The organism is Achromobacter sp. RT286_PF (assembly GCF_059760425.1).
Window position 1 is genome coordinate 17170 of the sequence record NZ_JCBAMR010000023.1, and the last position, 17661, is coordinate 34830.

Annotated in this window: 15 protein-coding genes; 13 read left to right on the forward strand and 2 right to left on the reverse strand. The window is 66.5% G+C overall.

Features of this window, described 5'->3' with window-relative positions:
• Positions 1-67: 67 nt before the first annotated feature.
• Positions 68-1327 (forward strand): T6SS immunity protein Tli4 family protein, encoded by a 1260-nt coding sequence (locus AC6LJY_RS17850; RefSeq protein WP_498136462.1) that lies wholly within the window; start codon positions 68-70, stop codon positions 1325-1327.
• Positions 1328-1369: 42 nt separating this feature from the next.
• On the opposite strand, the gene AC6LJY_RS17855 is transcribed toward AC6LJY_RS17850, so the two are convergent.
• Together AC6LJY_RS17855 and AC6LJY_RS17860 are read right to left on the reverse strand one after the other, a co-directional pair.
• Positions 1370-1963, reverse strand: a complete 594-nt coding sequence (locus AC6LJY_RS17855) for a YybH family protein (protein ID WP_498136463.1) — start codon at positions 1961-1963, stop codon at positions 1370-1372.
• Positions 1964-1995: 32 nt separating this feature from the next.
• Positions 1996-4329 carry a molybdopterin-dependent oxidoreductase gene (locus AC6LJY_RS17860; RefSeq protein ID WP_498136464.1) on the reverse strand — a complete coding sequence of 778 codons (2334 nt, stop codon included), beginning with the start codon at positions 4327-4329 and terminating at the stop codon, positions 1996-1998.
• Between the two features lie 320 nt (positions 4330-4649).
• Here AC6LJY_RS17860 and AC6LJY_RS17865 point away from each other — a divergent pair, with 320 nt between their 5' ends.
• The 12 genes from AC6LJY_RS17865 to AC6LJY_RS17920 all read left to right on the forward strand — a co-directional run bounded on the left by AC6LJY_RS17865 (position 4650) and on the right by AC6LJY_RS17920 (position 17652).
• Positions 4650-5408 carry a FadR/GntR family transcriptional regulator gene (locus AC6LJY_RS17865; RefSeq protein WP_046807321.1) on the forward strand — a complete coding sequence of 253 codons (759 nt, stop codon included), beginning with the start codon at positions 4650-4652 and terminating at the stop codon, positions 5406-5408.
• Positions 5409-5601: 193 nt separating this feature from the next.
• Complete coding sequence (locus AC6LJY_RS17870; protein WP_498136465.1) at positions 5602-7107, forward strand: ABC transporter substrate-binding protein; 1506 nt, start codon at positions 5602-5604, stop codon at positions 7105-7107.
• A gap of 161 nt (positions 7108-7268) precedes the next feature.
• A complete protein-coding gene (locus AC6LJY_RS17875) occupies positions 7269-8183 on the forward strand; it encodes an ABC transporter permease (RefSeq protein ID WP_498136466.1) in 915 nt (304 codons plus the stop codon).
• Complete coding sequence (locus AC6LJY_RS17880) at positions 8183-9061, forward strand: ABC transporter permease (protein WP_498136467.1); 879 nt, start codon at positions 8183-8185, stop codon at positions 9059-9061. Before AC6LJY_RS17875 ends, AC6LJY_RS17880 begins: the two co-directional genes overlap by 1 nt.
• Before the next feature lie 4 nt (positions 9062-9065).
• On the forward strand, positions 9066-10064 hold the full coding sequence (locus tag AC6LJY_RS17885; protein ID WP_498136468.1) for an ABC transporter ATP-binding protein: 999 nt from the start codon (positions 9066-9068) through the stop codon (positions 10062-10064).
• Between the two features lie 26 nt (positions 10065-10090).
• The gene (locus AC6LJY_RS17890) at positions 10091-10924 is read left to right on the forward strand and encodes an ATP-binding cassette domain-containing protein (protein ID WP_498136496.1); all 834 of its coding nucleotides are present in this window, start codon (positions 10091-10093) and stop codon (positions 10922-10924) included.
• Positions 10921-12159, forward strand: a complete 1239-nt coding sequence (locus AC6LJY_RS17895; protein ID WP_498136469.1) for a lactonase family protein — start codon at positions 10921-10923, stop codon at positions 12157-12159. The genes AC6LJY_RS17890 and AC6LJY_RS17895 overlap by 4 nt, the downstream gene beginning before the upstream one ends.
• Before the next feature lie 68 nt (positions 12160-12227).
• Positions 12228-13223, forward strand: a complete 996-nt coding sequence (locus tag AC6LJY_RS17900) for a TRAP transporter substrate-binding protein (protein ID WP_498136470.1) — start codon at positions 12228-12230, stop codon at positions 13221-13223.
• Positions 13223-13702 (forward strand): TRAP transporter small permease, encoded by a 480-nt coding sequence (locus AC6LJY_RS17905; RefSeq protein WP_046807327.1) that lies wholly within the window; start codon positions 13223-13225, stop codon positions 13700-13702. Before AC6LJY_RS17900 ends, AC6LJY_RS17905 begins: the two co-directional genes overlap by 1 nt.
• Positions 13703-13706: 4 nt before the next feature.
• Positions 13707-14990, forward strand: a complete 1284-nt coding sequence (locus AC6LJY_RS17910; RefSeq protein WP_046807328.1) for a TRAP transporter large permease — start codon at positions 13707-13709, stop codon at positions 14988-14990.
• Positions 14987-15916: an HpcH/HpaI aldolase/citrate lyase family protein gene (locus AC6LJY_RS17915; RefSeq protein WP_498136471.1), complete on the forward strand. Its 930-nt coding sequence runs from the start codon at positions 14987-14989 to the stop codon at positions 15914-15916. The genes AC6LJY_RS17910 and AC6LJY_RS17915 overlap by 4 nt, the downstream gene beginning before the upstream one ends.
• Entirely contained in the window at positions 15913-17652 is a 1740-nt protein-coding gene (locus AC6LJY_RS17920) for a thiamine pyrophosphate-dependent enzyme (protein WP_314360507.1), read from the forward strand. The genes AC6LJY_RS17915 and AC6LJY_RS17920 overlap by 4 nt, the downstream gene beginning before the upstream one ends.
• Positions 17653-17661: the final 9 nt, after the last annotated feature.

Consider the following 17661-nt stretch of genomic DNA (forward strand, 5'->3'; position numbering starts at 1 on the left):
ACGAGCAAGTTCAATTGATCACGCTTCAATGGATTCTAAAAATAGCCGCACAAGCGAGAAAGCCGTCATGAAAAGGATCATTACCATCGCCGCGATTGCGATCGCCAGCCTTATAGGTAGCAGCCTCTTGCTGTTTCAGGACAAGGACTCGACAGTGACCACATTCTCTTCCAGCAAACGCACTTGGATGTTCGGGCGCCATCTGATCGACTTGCCCTCGGACTGGTTTTACAGCACTGGCAGCTTTGTCACGCTGTACTACGGGTTGGGTACGGATTTCAATACCGTCGAAGTTCGTGTGCTGGGTATCGACGTTTCGCCGGGTCGCTACATCGAAGCGATAAACGACAGATCTTTGCAGATTCAGCAAGTTGCGCATGATTCGGGCGGATCAATGCTGCTTGCCCATCTTGCCCTGGATCCGACAAGAACGCTGCTGCGTTTTTTTCGCAACCCAGAGCAGAAAAACTACCACACCCATGAACTGCATCTCTTGGTCGGCGACGTCTACGTCCTGATCAAAGCCCACTCTTACCAAAACGTCATGGCCCCCGTAGAGGCCCGCATCCAGGCGCTGGCCAAAACGATCGCCAAAATCTCCGACCCACTCAGCGCCGGTCCTGGCTTTGGCCTTGGGCCCATCATCATCCGCGAGCACCACGATCAAGAGGTCGGAGTGATCGAATTTTTCATCGACGGTTCCAATGTCAGCTTGGAAACGCGCATTACGGCCTTGCAGCCCAGTCCATCTACCGGCCTTCAGGCACGCGCAAAACAACAGATGGCTGGTATGGCCTACAACACCTTGCGGGCGGGAAAGCTGACTCTTGCCTCTATGCAAGCAGAACAATTTGCCTTCGGCTTCACCGAAACCAATCACCACGCGTTTCTGTTCCTGGCCGAAACCTATCGCGACAAGCGCGCATTCACTCAACCGTCTATTCACATGCGGATGAGCGGCGGCGGCACCCTTACCCCGCCGGCCGCTCCGGATGACCAACCGGACCTTGTCCGTTGGTCCCTGCCCCGCTTCGTACCGAACAAGCACGAGATTCCCCTTTGGAAGCGGCCGCCTCCCCCGCCCCGCGTGGATGCCACCTTAAGCGACAAAGAAGCCGGCAAGTTGTGGGACGCGATCGTCGCGTCGGTTCGATTGCGCTACCTGGCCGTCGCGCCCAAGCCGCCTTCCGCTTTTGACCAGGGCAACCCGGAGAAAGCCGCTGCCGATCAAAAGGCGCTGGATGAATTTCTTAGCACCGACGAAGACGGCCGGCCCTGGACACCGCCGGACGACGATCCGCCGCCCGACGATCCGCCGTCGCCGTAAAACACCGGATGCGCAGGCGCAGGCCCGCGCCGCATCCTTGCCTCAGCTGCGTGCCGGCTTGTTGCCGTGCGAGACGCTGGGGGTGTCGCGGAACAAGGACATATGCGTGTGGGTGGCAACCCACGGGTCGCCGATGGCTACGCGCGCAAACGACACGGTTGCGCGGCCGACGCGGTCGAAGGGTTTGCCGTCGGGGTGGTAACCGGTGGAATCCCATACGGCCATGCCGACGGCGAACAGGCGGTCGGGCGACACGAACGTTTGCACGTCGTCCAGGCGCCAGAGGAAGTCGTCGATCGTGAACCAGACGTTGCGCCACTGCGTATTTTCGGCGTGGTCGCGGCCGGTGACGAAGTTGGTGTAGGTGCCGAAGGCGACGAAGTCTTCGGCGAACAGGTGGCGGGCGGCAGCGTAGTCCACCGCCTGCACGTGGTCGGACAGTTCCTTGAACCAGGCGCGCACGGCGGCGGCATCAGCAGCGTCAACGGGGGCCAGGGCTTGCACGGACATGAATATCGCTCCAACAAAGTAATGAATCAGGGTGTAGCAGGAATCTGGTCGGCGAACCAGCACGCCACGGCATGGGGGCGCGATCAGCACAAAGGACAAACGCAGTTCCTGTTGCAGTTCCTGCATGGGTATAGCCTTAACGGCCACACACCCCGCCCCTATGCCGCCTGAGAAATGGTGGGCAATTGCCAGGCGCCGTGCACCGTGGTTGCGTCGAGCGCCGAGCCCGGGTCCAGGTTCGGCCCCAGGTTCGGGTCCAGGTTCGGAGCAGCCTCAACCTGCACCAGCGCCGTCTGCGCACTGGACCCCTGCGTCAGTCGCGACGTGCCGATGTCGGCCGTCAGCGTATTCGGATTGCCGTGCCGGTCCAGATCGCCGTCCGGGTCGGACCACGCGCCGGTGGACATCTGCACCACGCCCGGCAGCATGCCGGCATCCAGCCGCACGCCCGCCAGGCAGGCGCCCCGCGCATTGAAGACACGCACGCGGTCGCCGTCGGCGATGCCCCGCGCGGCGGCGTCCTCCGGGTGCATCGAGATGGGCTCGCAGCCCTGAATCTTGCTTGACCGCGACAACGCGGCCGGGTCCAGCTGGCTGTGCAGGCGATGGCGCGGCTGGTTCGTCAGCAGATGCAGCGGCCACGTGTCGGCAACGGGCGCGCCCAGCCATTCCGATGGCGCCCGCCACACCGGATGCCCCGGGCAATCGGCGTAGCCAAAGCCCGCCACCACGTCGGAGGCCAATTCGATCTTGCCGCTGGGTGTGCGCAGCGGATGCGCTTGCGCATCGCGGCGAAAGTCCTCGAACAGCACGTACGGCGAGTCGGGCGCGGGCACCTCGGCGTAGCCGCGCGCCCAGAATTCATCGAAGGGCGGCAGCGACACGCCGCGCTCGGCGCAGCCCCCGCGCATGCCGTCGTACACGTGGCGGCACCAGCCCATTTCGTCGCGCCCGGCCGTGTAGGCCTCGTGAAAGCCCGCGCGCCGCGCCAGCGCCGCGAAGATGTCGAAGTCGTTACGCGCCTGCCCTTGCGGCGCCACCGCGCGGTGCATGGCGAACACGTAGGGGTCGCGCGACGAGCCGCCCACGTCGCAGCGTTCCAGTGATGTCGTGGCGGGCAGCACGATGTCGGCGCGGCGCGCCAAGGGTGTCCACCACGATTCATGCACGATTACGGTATCGGGCTTGGTCCACGCACGGCGCAAGCGGTTCTGGTCCTGATGGTGATGGAACGGGTTGCCGCCCGCCCAATAGATCAGCTTGATGTCCGGATACGTGTGCCGCGCCCCATTGAAGTCATACGGCTGGCCGGGCGACAGCAGCATGTCGGCGATGCGCGCGGCGGGGATGGCCAACTGTGCCGGGTTCTTCGGCACCGGCACTTCGGGGCCGGGCACCCGCCGGCGCGGCTGGCCTATGCCGTTCAAGGACGCGTGGCCGAACGCAAAGCCCCCGCCCGGCAAACCGATCTGACCGGCCAACGCGGCCAGCCCGATCAAGGCCCAGTACGGCTGTTCGCCATGTTGCGCGCGTTGCAACGACCACGCCGCCGTCAACAGGCTGCGTTGCGCCACGATGGCGCGCGCCAGTGCGGTGATGGTGGGCGCCGGCACACCGCAGATGCCCGCCGCCCATTGCGCGTCCTTGGGCTGGCCGTCGGCCGCGCCCGTCAGGTAGTCGGCCCAGGTATCGGCGCCCACGCAGTGGCTGGCCAGAAACGACGCGTCGTGCCGCCCTTCGGCCAGCAAGGTGTGCGCCATGGCCAGCATCAGCGCAGTGTCGGTGTTGGGCCGAATCGGGATCCACTCGGCGGCGATGCCGTCCGGCACATCGGCGCGCGTGGGGCTGAGCACCACCAGGCGGATGCCGGCCGCCTGCGCGCGGGCCAACCAGGCCGGCAAGTTGTGCAGCCCCGCGCCGCCCGATGTCACCTGGCTGTTCTTGGTGGGGATGCCGCCAAAGGCCACGATGACGCGCGTGTTGGCCAGCACGCTGTCCCAGTCGGTAACGTCGCCGCTGACCGGGCTGAAGGTGCCGATGACGTGCGGCAACAGGAATTGCGCCGCGCCCCAGCTGTAGTTGCCGACCTGATCGACGCAACCACCGCCTAGAAACAGGAACCGGCGGATCAAGCTGCGCGCGTGGTGGACGCGACCGGCCGACGACCAGCCATACGAGCCGCCAAAGATACCGCCGGGTCCGTGCTCCGCGCGGACGCGAGCCAGTTCCCCCGCCACCAGGTCCAGCGCGTGGTCCCATTCCACTTCCACGTAGTCGTCGCCTTCGCGCTCGCGGTTGCCCGCCAGCCAGCCCCGGCGCACCGCGGGCCGCTGCACGCGCAACGGCGAATGCTGCATTTCGGCGATGGAGTCCAGCATGGGCGACGGCGCGGCATCGGCATGAAAAGGCTCGCAGCCGACGACTCGCCCGTCTTTCACTACGGCGGTGAACGCGCCCCAGTGCGCAAGCGAGGGATAGCGGGAGTCAGTCATGGAAGGCGTGAGGGTCTGCGGTTCAAGGAGATTTTCGCGAAGCATAAACGATGAGCCCCGCTAGTGGTTTTCCCTGAAAACGGGCAAATACGCGGTCACCCGCATTCCCAAGCGCGTCTGGCTCCGGTACATTTCGTCCAGTGGCCTGACCACCGGACCATCAGGTAGCCGAACAAAGGCCAGCGCATTCCACGCGGCCCCTGAAGCTGAAACTGAAGCCGAAGCCAAACCCGAAGCCGCAGCCCGTCAAAACGTTATCCAAGACACATTCGCCCCAGACCTATTACGCTCTACCCCCCGGAACCCACTTTCACGCCACGATGAATTCCCTTCAGGCCGTTGCCCCCACCCGCCTTTACCGCATGATTGCCGACCAGATCGCCGCGCGCATCAAGGCGGGCCACTTTCCCGTTGGCGGCCGCCTGCCGGCCGAGCGGGAATTGGCCGAGCAGCTGCAAGTGAGCCGGGCGTCGGTGCGCGAGGCGCTGATCGCCCTGGAAATCGAGGGCTATGTGGATGTGCGCGTGGGCACGGGCGTGTTCGTCTGCGCCCCGCGCGAAGACGGCCAATATCACGACGCGCGTGACGCGGCCACGCCACCGGCGGCGGCCGCCGATAGCGCGGCGGGCAGCGCTGAAGCCACCGACATCGGTCCCTTCGACCTGTTGGAAACCCGCCTGCTGATCGAGCCGGAATGCGCGGCGCTGGCTGCACAGAAAGCGTCGCCCGCACAGATTGCCGCCATCCGCGCCGCGCACGACGGCATGTCGCTGACCGAATCGCCCAGCGTGCACGACCGCGCCTTCCATAGCGCCATCGGCGCGGCGTGCGGCAACGCCGCGCTGGCCGCCGCCATTTCGCACATCTGGCACCTGAGCACTCTTAGCCCGGTGTTCCACCGTCTGGAAGAGCACTTCGTGACCACCAAGGTGTGGATCGAAGCGCAGAAAGAACACGAACGCATCCTCGCGGCCATCGTCGACCGCGATCCCATCCGCGCGCGCCACGCCATGCATGACCACCTGGTCGGCATCCTGGCGCGCCTGCGGGAAGATTTCGGCAACGTTGGGATTCGATGAGCCCATGACCTCATAACCCGCTAACCCGCCATGGCCTGACGCCCGGGCTTCTCCCCTTACCGACCGTGCAAGCACCGCCGGCGCAGATAGCGCCGCCCGCGGCAAGGGGATCGGCTTGTCCGTTGAAACGTGAATTCGCAGTCCCCGCAGCACCCGTCGTCCACACACATAAAAACAGTTCAAGGTGAAAAACATGCAGCTGACCCGTACCGTGAAGGTAATAAGCGCGGCGCTATTGGCGCTAGGCGCTCATGCCGCCCAGGCCAACAAGGCCGACAATTCCCTCAACATCGCGTTCGACGCGGCGCCCGCCACGCTGGACGCCTACAAGGAATCAGACCGCCCCGGCCTGGCGCTCGCGCGCATGGTGTTCTCGGGTCTGCTGCAAAAAAACCAGGACACGGGTGAATTCGGCCCCTCCATCGCCACCGGCTACAAGTTCGTGGACGACACCACGATCGACCTGCCGATTCGCCGCGACGTGAAATTTCACGACGGTTCGCTGCTGACCATCGACGACGTGCTGTACACGCTGAACCTGGTGTCGTCCGACACCTACAAGGCGCGCTTTCAGAACCAGGTGGCCTGGATTGCCCGCGCCGAAAAAGTCGGCGACGACACCGTGCGCATCAAGATGAAGACGCCCTACCCGCTGGCGCTGGAAATGCTGTCGGAAAACCTGCCGATCTATCCGCGCAAGTACTACGAGGCCAACCAGTCCGACATGGGCGCCAAGCCCATCGGCACCGGCCCCTACCGCCTGACCGACAGCCAGCCCGGCAGCCGCTACGTGTACGAACGCTTTGACGATTACTTCGGCGCCAAGCCCGCCGTGCAGAAACTGGTGGTGCGCGTGCTGCCGGACGCCAACACGCAGTACGCCGAGCTGCTGTCCGGCGGCCTGGACTGGATCTGGCGCGTGCCGCCCGATGTGGCCAAGCGCATGGAGAAAACGCCGTCGGTTGCCGTGAAAAGCAGCAGCATCATGCGCATCAGCTATATCTCGCTGAACCCGCGCTTTGACGACGGCAAGTCGCCGCTGGCCAAGCAGGAAGTGCGCCAGGCCATCAACCACGCCATCGACCGCGAAGCCATCCGCAAGGCACTGGTCGGCGGCGCGTCCAAGGTCATCAACGCCGCCTGCAACCCGGCGCAGTTCGGCTGCTCGGCCGATGTGCAGACCTACAAGTTCGACCCCGCCCGTGCCAAGCAGCTGCTGGCCCAGGCCGGCTACCCCAACGGCATCACGCTGGACCTGGTGATCTCGGCCCCGCCGCGCAGCATCCTGGATGCGGCCGCCGCGCAAATGGCGCAGGCCGGCATCAAGGTGAACCTGGTGGAACAGCAATACGGCGCCGCCATGACCAACTGGCGCGACGGCAAGATCGCCATGCTGGCGTCCAACTGGGGTTCGTACGGCATTGCCGACGCGGCGCTGTCGACCAGCAACTTTTTCCGTGGCGGCCCGGACGACCAGGCGCGCAACGCCGACGTCATCAAGTACCTGGAAGCCGCCGACACGTCGGTCGACCGCGACCTGCGCGCGAAGAACTACGCCGCCGCGCAGAAGATCGTGGCCGACCAGGCGTACTGGGTGCCGCTGTGGAACCACTCGCTGAACGCCGTGCAGGCCAAGGACCTTAACTTCTCGGTGGATGGCGACGAGTTTCCGCGTTTCTACAAGGCCACCTGGAACTGATCCGGCGGCCATCGCGCCCAGGCGTTGTTCCAACCGTTGTGCCCGTCCGATCCAGGCGCTTGATGCGCCTGGGCGGAACGGCGCGCGCCGACGCAAGCCGCGGCATGTCGATGCTTGCCGATGCGCCGCCGCCAGCCGACGCTAGCTCTATAGGTTGACCCATGATTGCATTCCTGTTTCGCCGCTTGCTGGTCGCCGCCCTGCTGGTGGTGTTCGTATCGCTGATCAGCTTTTCGCTGGTGTTTGCGTCCGGCAACCCGGCCGCGCGCCTGGCCGGTGAAGGCAGCGCGGCCGACGCCGCCCGCCTGTCGCAACAGCACGGCTTTGGCGATCCCATCCTGGTGCAATACGGCCGCTGGCTGGCGGGCGTGGTGCGCGGTGATTTTGGCGACAGCCTGTACTTCAGCCGTCCCGTGGCCGAATTGCTGGGCCAGCATTTCCCCGCCACCGCCAAACTGGGCATGGCCGCGATGGCCTTTGCATTACTGCTGGCGATACCGCTGGGCGTGCTGGCCGGCTTGCGCAAAGGCTCGCTGGTGGACCGCGCCACCATGCTGCTGTCCGCCTGCGCACAGGCCATGCCGCCGTTCTGCCTGGCGTTTTTACTCATCATCGTGTTCAGCGTGCGCAACCAATGGCTGCCCGCCTCGGGCTTTGACACCTGGAAGCACTACGTGATGCCGGTGGTGGCGCTGGGCCTGTTCGCGATGCCGGCGATGTTGCGGCTGATGAAATCCGAAATGGAAACCGTGCTGGCCACCGACTACATCCGCACCGCGCGTGCGATGGGCCTGGGCGGCGCCAGCGTGGTGTTGAAGTACGCGCTGCGCAACGCGCTGCGGCCGCTGGTGTCCCTGGCGGCGGCGCAGATGGGCACCTTGCTGGCCGGCTCCGTCGTCATCGAAACCGTGTTCGCCATCAATGGCGCCGGGCTGCTGGCCTGGACGTCCATCCTGCGTGGCGACTTCCCCACGATGCAGGCACTGATCCTGATCTTTGCGCTGATCTACATCGTGCTGACCCTGCTTGCCGACCTGGTCAACGGTTGGCTGGACCCCCGCGTGCGAGCCGCCTGATGACTACCGCTATGACCGCTACCGCGACTTCCCTGCCCGCCGCAACGCGCGGCGACCGTCTGGCCCGCGCCGGCCGACTGCTTGGCCTGGCCGTGCTGGCCCTGCTGGTGCTGGCCGGACTGATCGGCCCGTACCTGATCCCGCACGACCCCTATTCGCAAGACCTGCTGGCGCGTCTGCAAGAGCCCGTGTGGGCTGAGGGCGGTGACTGGAACCACATCCTGGGCACCGACCAGCTGGGCCGCGACGTGTTGGCGCGCGCGCTGTACGGCGTGCGGGTGTCGGCGCTGATCGGCTTGTCGGTCGCGCTGATGGGCGGGCTGATCGGCACCACCCTGGGTGTGGTCGCCGGCTACTTCGGCGGCGCCGTGGACCGCGCCGTGTCCTTTCTGATTACCGCCCGCCTGGCGCTGCCCATCATCCTGGTGGCGCTGGCCGTGGTGTCGGTGGTGGGCGCATCGCTGACCGTGGTGGTGCTGGTGCTGGGCCTGCTGCTGTGGGAACGCTACGCACTGGTGGCGCGCACCATGGCCGCCGGCCTGCGCAACGCCGAATTCGTCACCGCGTCGCGGCTGCAAGGTTGCACGCCTCTGCAAATCATCTGGCGCGACATTCTGCCGAACCTGGTGGGCAACCTGCTCATCATCGGCACGGTGGACGCGGCCATGGCCATCACGCTGGAAGCGTCGTTGTCGTTCCTGGGGCTGGGCGTGCCCGCGCCGATGCCGTCGCTGGGCCTGATGATTGCCGAGGGCAAGGAAAACATGTTGTTCCAGCCATCGCTGGTGGTCATCCCCAGCATCGTGCTGTTCGTGCTGGTGCTGTGCGTGAACCGCGCGGGCGAAACGCTGCGCGCCATCCAGATGAAAAAGGGCTGAGGCCATGACCGCGACGTCCCACCCCCTGCTGCGGGTTGAAAACCTGCATATCGACATCCACACCGCCACGCACACCAAGCACGTCGTACGCGCGGTGGACTTCACGCTGGAACGCGGCAAGACGCTGTGCATCGTCGGCGAATCGGGCTGCGGCAAATCGTTGACGGCGTTGGCGCTGCTGGACCTGCTGCCCGCCGCCGCGCGCCGCCGCATGACGCGCTTGGAGTTCGCCGGGCAAGACCTGTCCGCGCTGACGCCGCGCCAGCTGGCCGAACTGCGCGGCGCGCGCATCGCCATGATCTTCCAGGATCCGATGACGTCGCTGAACCCGGTGTTTCAGATTGGCACGCAACTGATCGACGTGATGCGCCGGCACAAGCGCGTCAGCCGCCGCCAGGCCGCCGAGCGCGCGCAATACCTGCTGCGCCGGGTCGGCATCACCAACCCGGAAGAACGCATGCGCCAGTATCCGTTTGAGCTGTCGGGCGGGCTGCGCCAGCGCGTGATGATCGCCATGGCGCTGATGTGCGGCCCGGAATTGCTGATTGCCGACGAGCCCACGACCGCGCTGGACGTTACCGTGCAGGCCGAATTGCTGGACCTGCTGGGCGACATCCAGGCCGAGTTCGGCCTGGGCATGGTGTTCATCTCGCATGACATGGGCTTGGTGGCGCGCATCGCCGACCACGTCATCGTCATGTACGCGGGCGACATCGTCGAAGGCGGCAGCGTGGCCGAGGTGCTGGCGGACCCGCGCCATCCTTACACCACCATGCTGTTGAATTGCATCCCCCAACCCGGACGCACCGCGCCGCATACCGACCTGCCCACCATCGCCGGGGCCGTGCCGTCGCTGGACACCGCCATCCGGGGCTGCGCGTTTCGGGATCGTTGCCCGGTGGCCGAACCGCGTTGCGCGCAGCCGATCGCCCCGCGCGTGCAGGGCGAACACCGCTGCCTGTGCGTCAAACCCGGCGCGCTGCGCGCAGGAGCCCTGGCATGAATACTCCCATGAACAAGGCCACCGCCATGCCGTCGGCCACCCCGCCCGCCACCGCGCCAAGCACCGCGCCCGGCAGCATCCGCCTGGACGCGCTGTCGTTCCACTACGGCCGCGCCAGCCTGTTCTCGCGCCGCCCCGCGCCGCGCATCCTGCATGACATCGACCTGCATGTGCCCGCCGGCCAGACCATCGGCCTGGTCGGTGAATCCGGCAGCGGCAAGTCGACCATCGCCAAACTGATGCTGGGCCTGTTGGCGCCCACCCAAGGGCAGGCGTTGCTGGACGGAAAACCGCTGACCGCCATGCCCGCCCGCGCCCGCGCACGCCGCATCCAGATGGTGTTCCAGGACCCCTATTCGTCGCTGAACCCGCGCCGCACCATCAACGAAATCCTGACCGCGCCGTTGCGCGTGCATGGCATCGGCAACGCCGCCTCGCAGGCGGCGGCCGTGCGCCGCATGATGGACGCCGTGGGGCTGGTGCCCGCGTTTGCCGGCCGCTACCCGCGTGAACTGTCGGGCGGCCAGCGCCAGCGCGTGGCGATTGCCCGCGCGCTGATGCTGGAACCGCAGCTGCTGATTTGCGATGAGCCCACTTCCGCGCTGGACGTTTCCGTGCAGGCGCAGATCCTGAACCTGCTGATGGAACTGCAACGCGAACGCGGCCTGGGCTATCTGTTCATCAGCCACAACCTGGCGGTGGTGCAGCACATTGCGGATGAGATCGTCGTGCTGCAAGGCGGCCGCGTGGTCGAGCGCGGCGCGGCGGACCAGGTTTACTTTGCACCCAAGCACCCGTACACCCGGCAACTGATCGGCGCGACGCTGGCCGTGCCCGAAGCGCGGGAGCTGGCGGCATGAACGCACACCCGACCGCAGTGACGACCAGCCCGGTGACGACCATCCCCCCGACAACGCCCCTGGCCGCCACACCCGGCAGCGCACCGATGCCAGCGGCGCAACCGCCTGCCCCCGCCCCGCATTACCTGCTGGTCGGCAACGACGAGAAAGTCACCTGGGACGACGGCCGGATCCGCTTCCTGGCGCCCGGCCGCGACTCGCTCAGCATCTTCGACGCCGCCGCCAACCCCGCCGCGCCCGCCTTGGTGGCCACCCTGCCGCTACCCAATTCGCTGTTCGGTCCGCCCGTCAATCTGGCCGTCACGCCGGACCAGCGCCTGGCCTTGATCGCCGATTCCATGGCGTGGCCCGAACGCGCCGACAGCAAGGGCTGGCAGCCCACCCCGGGCCGTGACCTGTATGTGGTGGACCTGACCGCCACGCCGCCGGCCATCGTGCAGACGCTGCAAGCGGGCTTGCAACCGTCCGGCCTGTCGATCAACCGCGCGGGCACGATGGCCCTCGTCGCCAACAAGGCCGGCCGCTCGGTGTCCGTGCTGACCATCCGCGATGGCCACGTGGCCGTCTGCGGGGAAATCGACCTGGGCACGCCCGTGGTCGCCGTGTCGTTCTCGGCCGATGGCCGCCGCGCCTACGTCGTCAAAACCGATACGCACCGGCTGGCCGTGCTACACGTCGACGACACCGGCCCCACGCCCCGCGTCACGCACGATCCGTCCGAAGACCTGACCACCGGGCTGGTGCCGTTCAACCTGGTCGTGTCGCCCGATGGCGCGCTGGCCTTGGTGGTGGACATGGGCAGCCCCACGGCGTCCGACGGCCACGCCGATTCCATCAGCGTGGTGGATTTGCAAAGCGATCCGCCACGCGTCGTCGACCGCATCATGGTGGAAGACGGCCCCGAAGGCATCGCCATCAGCCCCGATGGCCGCCACGCCGCCGTGGCCATTGTGCAGGGCTCCAACAACCCGTCGTCCGACTGGTTCCACCATCCACACGGCCAGATCGTGCTGTTGCACATCGACGGCCTGCGCGTCACCCGCGCGGGCGCGATCGATGTGGGCGCCTTGCCCGAAGGCATCGCCTTCAGCCCCGACAGCCGCTACCTGTATGTCGGCAATTTTCTGGACGCAACCTTGCAGGTGCTGGCCGTGGGAGACAACGGCCTGACCGATACCGGTACGCGTATCCCCCTGCCCGGCCACCCCGCATCCATGCGGGCGCAATCCTACTGAGCGGGGCCGCACCCCGCCGCCTGTTGAACCCACCACCCCTACTTCTCTCTTGCATCTGGAGTTACTTCATGACCCACGCTCCCCAAACGTTTCGCGCCCTGATCGGCGGCGCTCTGCTTGCCGTGGCCGGCTTTGCGCCGCTGTCCGCCCACGCCCTGGACATCAAGCTGGGCCACGTGCTGGCTCCCAGCCACAGCTGGAACAAGGCGGCCGAGGGTTTTGCCGCCGAGGTCAAGGAAAAGACCGCCGGCCGCGTCAACTTCGTGTTGTTCCCCAGCGGCCAGCTGGGCAACGAAAAGACCATGCTGGAAGGCTTGCAGATCGGTAGCCAGGGCGCCGCCATCATCGGCTCGGGTTCGTTGCAGCCGATTGAACCGAAGTTCGGCGTGGTGGAACTGCCCTACACGTGGTCGTCGTCGCAGCAAGCCTACAAGGCCTATGACGGCGAGCTGGGCGAGGCGCTGGCCAAGCTGGCCGACAAGAAAAACCTGACCATCATCTCGTGGTGGGAAAACGGCTTTCGCCACGTGACCAACAATCGCGGCCCCGTGAACAAGCCCGCCGACCTGACTGGCCTGAAAACCCGCGTCACGCCCGACAAGATGCGCCTGGACACCTTTACCGCGCTGGGCGCCAACCCGGCCCCGCTGGCCTTTGGCGAGCTGTACTCGGCGTTGCAGCAAAAGGTGTTCGACGCGCAAGAGAACCCCTTGTCCATCATCTACACGTCGTCGTTCTTTGAAGTGCAGAAGTACCTGTCGCTGACGGGTCACGTGTGGGGCCCGGCCAACCTGATCATTTCCAAGCCGGTCTGGAACCGCATTTCCGCCGATGACAAGAAGGTGGTGCAGGCCGCCGCCGACAAGTGGCGCGACGCCCAGCGCAAGATGATCACCGACGGCGACCAGCAGTTCGTGGCCCAGCTCAAAGAAAAAGGCATGCAGGTCAACGAGGTCGACAAGGCCGCCTTTGCCGCCGCCGTGCTGCCCGTGTGGAAGACCTACTCGGTCACCTACGGCCCCGAACTGATGGCGATTGTGCAGAAGTACCGCGAGGCCCAGTAATGCTTAACCGACTGTCCGCCATCCTGTCGGGCATCAGCAAGGCCTTTGCCGCCCTGGCGGTGGCCTTGCTGGCGATCCTGATCTCTTACGTGGTGTTCTCGCGCTTTGTCACGCACACCACGCCGCACTGGGCCGAGGAATTGCCGCGCCTGGTGCTGGTGTGGTCGGCCTTCATCGGCGGCGTGGCGTGCAGCTACGAACGCTCTCACCTGATGGCCGGCCTGCTGCCTTTCGTGGTGCGCAGCCCGCGCGTGCTCAATGCCTTCGAGCGGCTGAACCAGCTGCTGGTCATCGTGGGCCTGGCGGCGCTGGGCTACGCGGGCTGGCAACTGGCCGAGCTCACGGGCGACCAGACGCTGCCCGCGCTGGACGTGTCCGCCGGCACGGTCTACCTGGCGTTGCCGTTTGCGTGCGCGGTCACCATCGTCGTCCATCTGGCGCAGCTGTTCGCGCCCACCCCCGCCACGGCAAAGGAATAACAAGATGTCTTCGGGTGCTCTCTTCCTGATGGGCGTGTTTACGATCACCGTGTTGATCGACATGCCCATTGCATTCGGCCTGGTGCTGTCGTGCCTGGCCTATCTGGCCGTGTATGACTCGGCGCCCATGATGGTGGCGGCGCAGCAGTACGTGGTGGGGCTGGACAGCTTCACCCTGCTGGCGATTCCGCTGTTCATCCTGGCCGCGCAGCTGATGAACGGCGCCGGCCTGACGCAGCGCATCGTGCGCCTGTGCGCCGCCATCGTCGGCGACATCAAGGGCGGCCTGGCGGTCGTGGCCGTGCTGGCCTGCCTGATGTTCGGCGCGCTGTCCGGCTCGGGCGTGGCCGACGTGGTCGCCATCGGCAGCCTGTTGTTGCCCGCCATGGCGCGTAGCGGTTACGACAAGGGCTTTTCCTGCGCGCTGGTGGGCAGCGCGGGCGCCACGTCCACCATCATCCCGCCCAGCATCGTGCTGATCGTCTACGGCACCATCACCGATACGTCGGTGGGCAAGCTGTTCGTGGCCGGCATCATCCCGGGCATCCTGCTGGGCCTGTCCTTGATCGGCGTGGCCATCTGGCAGTCGCGCAAGCACAACTGGGCGGGCGGCCAGCCTTTTTCCTGGGGCGAACTGCGCGCCGCGGCCATCGATGCGCTGCCCGCGCTGATGGTGCCGGTGCTGATCATCGGCGGCATCCGCTTCGGCATCTTCACCGCCACCGAAGCCGCCTCCAGCGCGATTGTCTACGCCCTGTTGATCGGCTTTTTCTGGTACCGCACGCTAAGCGTGAAATCGTTGTGGGACAACCTGAAATCCACCGGCGAAAGCAGCGCGTCCATCCTGCTTATCATCGGCGCGTCCGGCTTGTTTGCCTGGGTGCTGGTGGCCGAACAGGTGCCGCAAGCCTTATCCACCCTGCTGGTGGAATGGACCGACAGCAAGACGGCCGTGCTGCTGGTGCTGACGGTGGTATTGCTGCTGCTGGGCACCTTCATGGAGGCCATCCCCGTCATCATCATCGTGGCCCCCGTGGTGATGCCGGTGCTGGCACACTACAACATCGACCCGGTGCATTTCGGCATTCTGCTGTCCATCAACATGGCCATCGGCGCCAACACGCCCCCGGTCGGGGTAGACCTGATGGCCGCCTGCAAGATCGGCGGCATCAACATGATGCAAACGCTGCGCCCGCTGTCCTGGATGATGCTGGCCATGACCAGCGTGATGTTGCTGCTGACGTTTGTTCCTGAACTGGTGCTGTTCCTGCCGAGGCACGTGCAATGACCACCCACACCTATCTACGCCGCCCCGCCGCGCTGCGCCGCAGCTGGATGTTCGTACCCGGCATGGACGCCGCCGCGCAGGCCGCGGGCCTGGCCAGCGGCACGGACGCGCTGGTGGCCGACCTGGAAGAATTCACCGCGGCGGTGGAACGGCCCGCCGCCCGGCCACGCATTGCGGCCTTGTTCGCCACGTGCCGCGCGCAGGGCGTCGTGGCGGCCGTGCGCATCAACAAGCTGGAAGACGACGGGCTGGCCGACCTGCGCGGCGTGATGCCGGGCGCACCCGATGCGGTGTTCCTGCCGCACGCCGAAAGCGCCGCGCAGATCGTTGCGCTGGATCAGGCCATCACGGCGCTGGAAGCCGAACTGGGCTTGCCCGCCGGCAGTACCGAGATCGCGCCCACGCTGGAATCGGCGCTGGGGCTGGTGCGGGCCTACGACATCCTGACCGCCAGCCCGCGCGTGTCCGCCTGCCTGCTGGCCGCCGAAGACCTGACGGCCAGCCTGGGCGCCGAGCGCGGCAAGGACGGCATCGAACTGCACGCCGTGCGCGCCCGCTTTCTGGTGGACTGCACCGCCGCCGGCTGCGTGCCGATCGACTGCCCGTTCAATTACCGCGACCTGCCCGCGCTGGAAGCGGACCTGCGCTGGGCGCGCCGCCTGGGCCTGAAATCCAAATGTGCCACGGTGGCCGAACAGGTGCCCCTGATCCACCAGGTGTTCACTCCGGCCCCGCCAGACGTGGACGCCGCGCGCGACTGCGTGGCGCGCTTCGAGGCGCAACGCGCCGGCCGCCACGACGCCGAACGCATCGACCCGCCCACCTACAACACCGCGCGCCGCCTGTTGGCGCGCCATGACCAATTCGAACGATGGGCCGCCGAGCGCCGCGCGCAGGCCGTGCCACAACAAGGAGACCTTGCATGACGTCATCCGCACTTCCCGAACGCAACGGCGGCCAGATCCTGATGCAGCAGCTGCGCATCCATGGCGCGCGCCGCGTGTTCATGATTCCCGGCGAAAGCTACCTGCCGTGCATCGACGCGCTGAACGAACACACCGACGCCATCGAACCCGTGGTCTGCCGCCAGGAAAGCGGCGCGGCCTACATGGCCGAGGCCTATGGCAAGCTGACGGGCGAACCCGGCATCTGCTTCGTCACGCGCGGCCCGGGCGCCACCAACGCCAGCATCGGCGTGCACACCGCCTACCAGGACTCCACGCCGATGATCCTGTTCGTGGGCCAGGTCGGCAACGACTTCATGGAACGCGAAGCCTTTCAGGAAATCGATTACCGCCGCATGTTCGGGCAAATGGCCAAGTGGGTGGCGCAGATCGATCGCACCGACCGGATCCCCGAGTTCATTTCGCGCGCCTTCGCCGTTGCCACCAGCGGCCGGCCCGGCCCCGTGGTGCTGGCGCTGCCCGAAGACACGTTGTGGGGCACGGCCCGCGTGGCGGACCTGCCGCGCTACCCGCGCGTGCACAGCCACCCGGGCGCCGCCGATCTGGCGCGCATGACCGAATTGCTGAACGCCGCCGAACGCCCCTTCCTGCTGCTGGGCGGCAATGGCTGGCACCAGACCGCCATCGACCAGGTTGCCGGTTTTGCCGAACGCTTCGAGCTGCCCGTGGGCACCGCGTGGCGCCGCCTGGAGTGTTTTGACCAGCGCCATCCCAACGCCGCCGGCCACGTCGGCTGGGCGATGACGCCGGAACTGCGCCAGCGCGTCAAGGACGCCGACCTGGTGCTGGCCGTGGGCACGCGCCTGGGCGAAGCCACGACCGAAGGCTATACCGTCATCGAAAGCCCGCTGCCGCGCCAGAAGCTGATCCACGTCTACCCGGACGCCGCCGAGCTGGGTCGGGTGTTTTCGCCCACGCAGGCCATCGTGGCGGATGTGGCCAGCTTTGCCGCCAGCCTGGCGGACCTGGCGCCCGGTCATGCCAAGCCGCGTGGCGAGGCCGTGCGCATCGCGCATCAGCAACTGGTGGACAGCCTGACCCCGCTGCCCGCGCCCGGCCCGATGAGCCTGGACGCGGCGGCCGCCTACGTGGACGCGCACGTGCCGGCCAACGCCTGCATCACCGTGGGCGCGGGCAACTACGCGCTGTATCCGCACCGCTATCGCCGCTACACCGGCCCGGGCACCAGCCTGACGCCTACCGTGGGGTCGATGGGCTACGGCCTGCCCGCCGCCATTTCGGCCAAGCTGCAAGACCGTGCCCGCACCGTGGTGTGCTATGCGGGCGACGGCTGCTTTCAGATGAACATGCAGGAACTGGGCGTGGCCTTGCAGTACAAGCTGGGCGTGGTCGTGCTGGTGTTCAACAACAGTATCTGGGGCACCATCCGCGCCCACCAGGAACGCGAATTCCCCGCCCGCACGATTGCGCTGGGCTTTGAAAACCCCGACTTTACGCAGATCATCCGGGGCTACGGCGGTTATGGTGAAGCCGTGGAAACCACGGAAGATTTCGGACCCGCGTTTGAACGCGCGCTGGCCTTTGCCGATAAGGAAAGCCTGCCCGCGCTGCTGGAAATCCGCTACGACGCCAACGGCATCGCCCCGGGCGAAACGCTGATGGGCATCCGCCAAGCCGCGCAAGCCCGCATCGCGCGCGGCAACGGCAACCCGAACTCCGCCAACAATGGCCATTGACAGGACGTG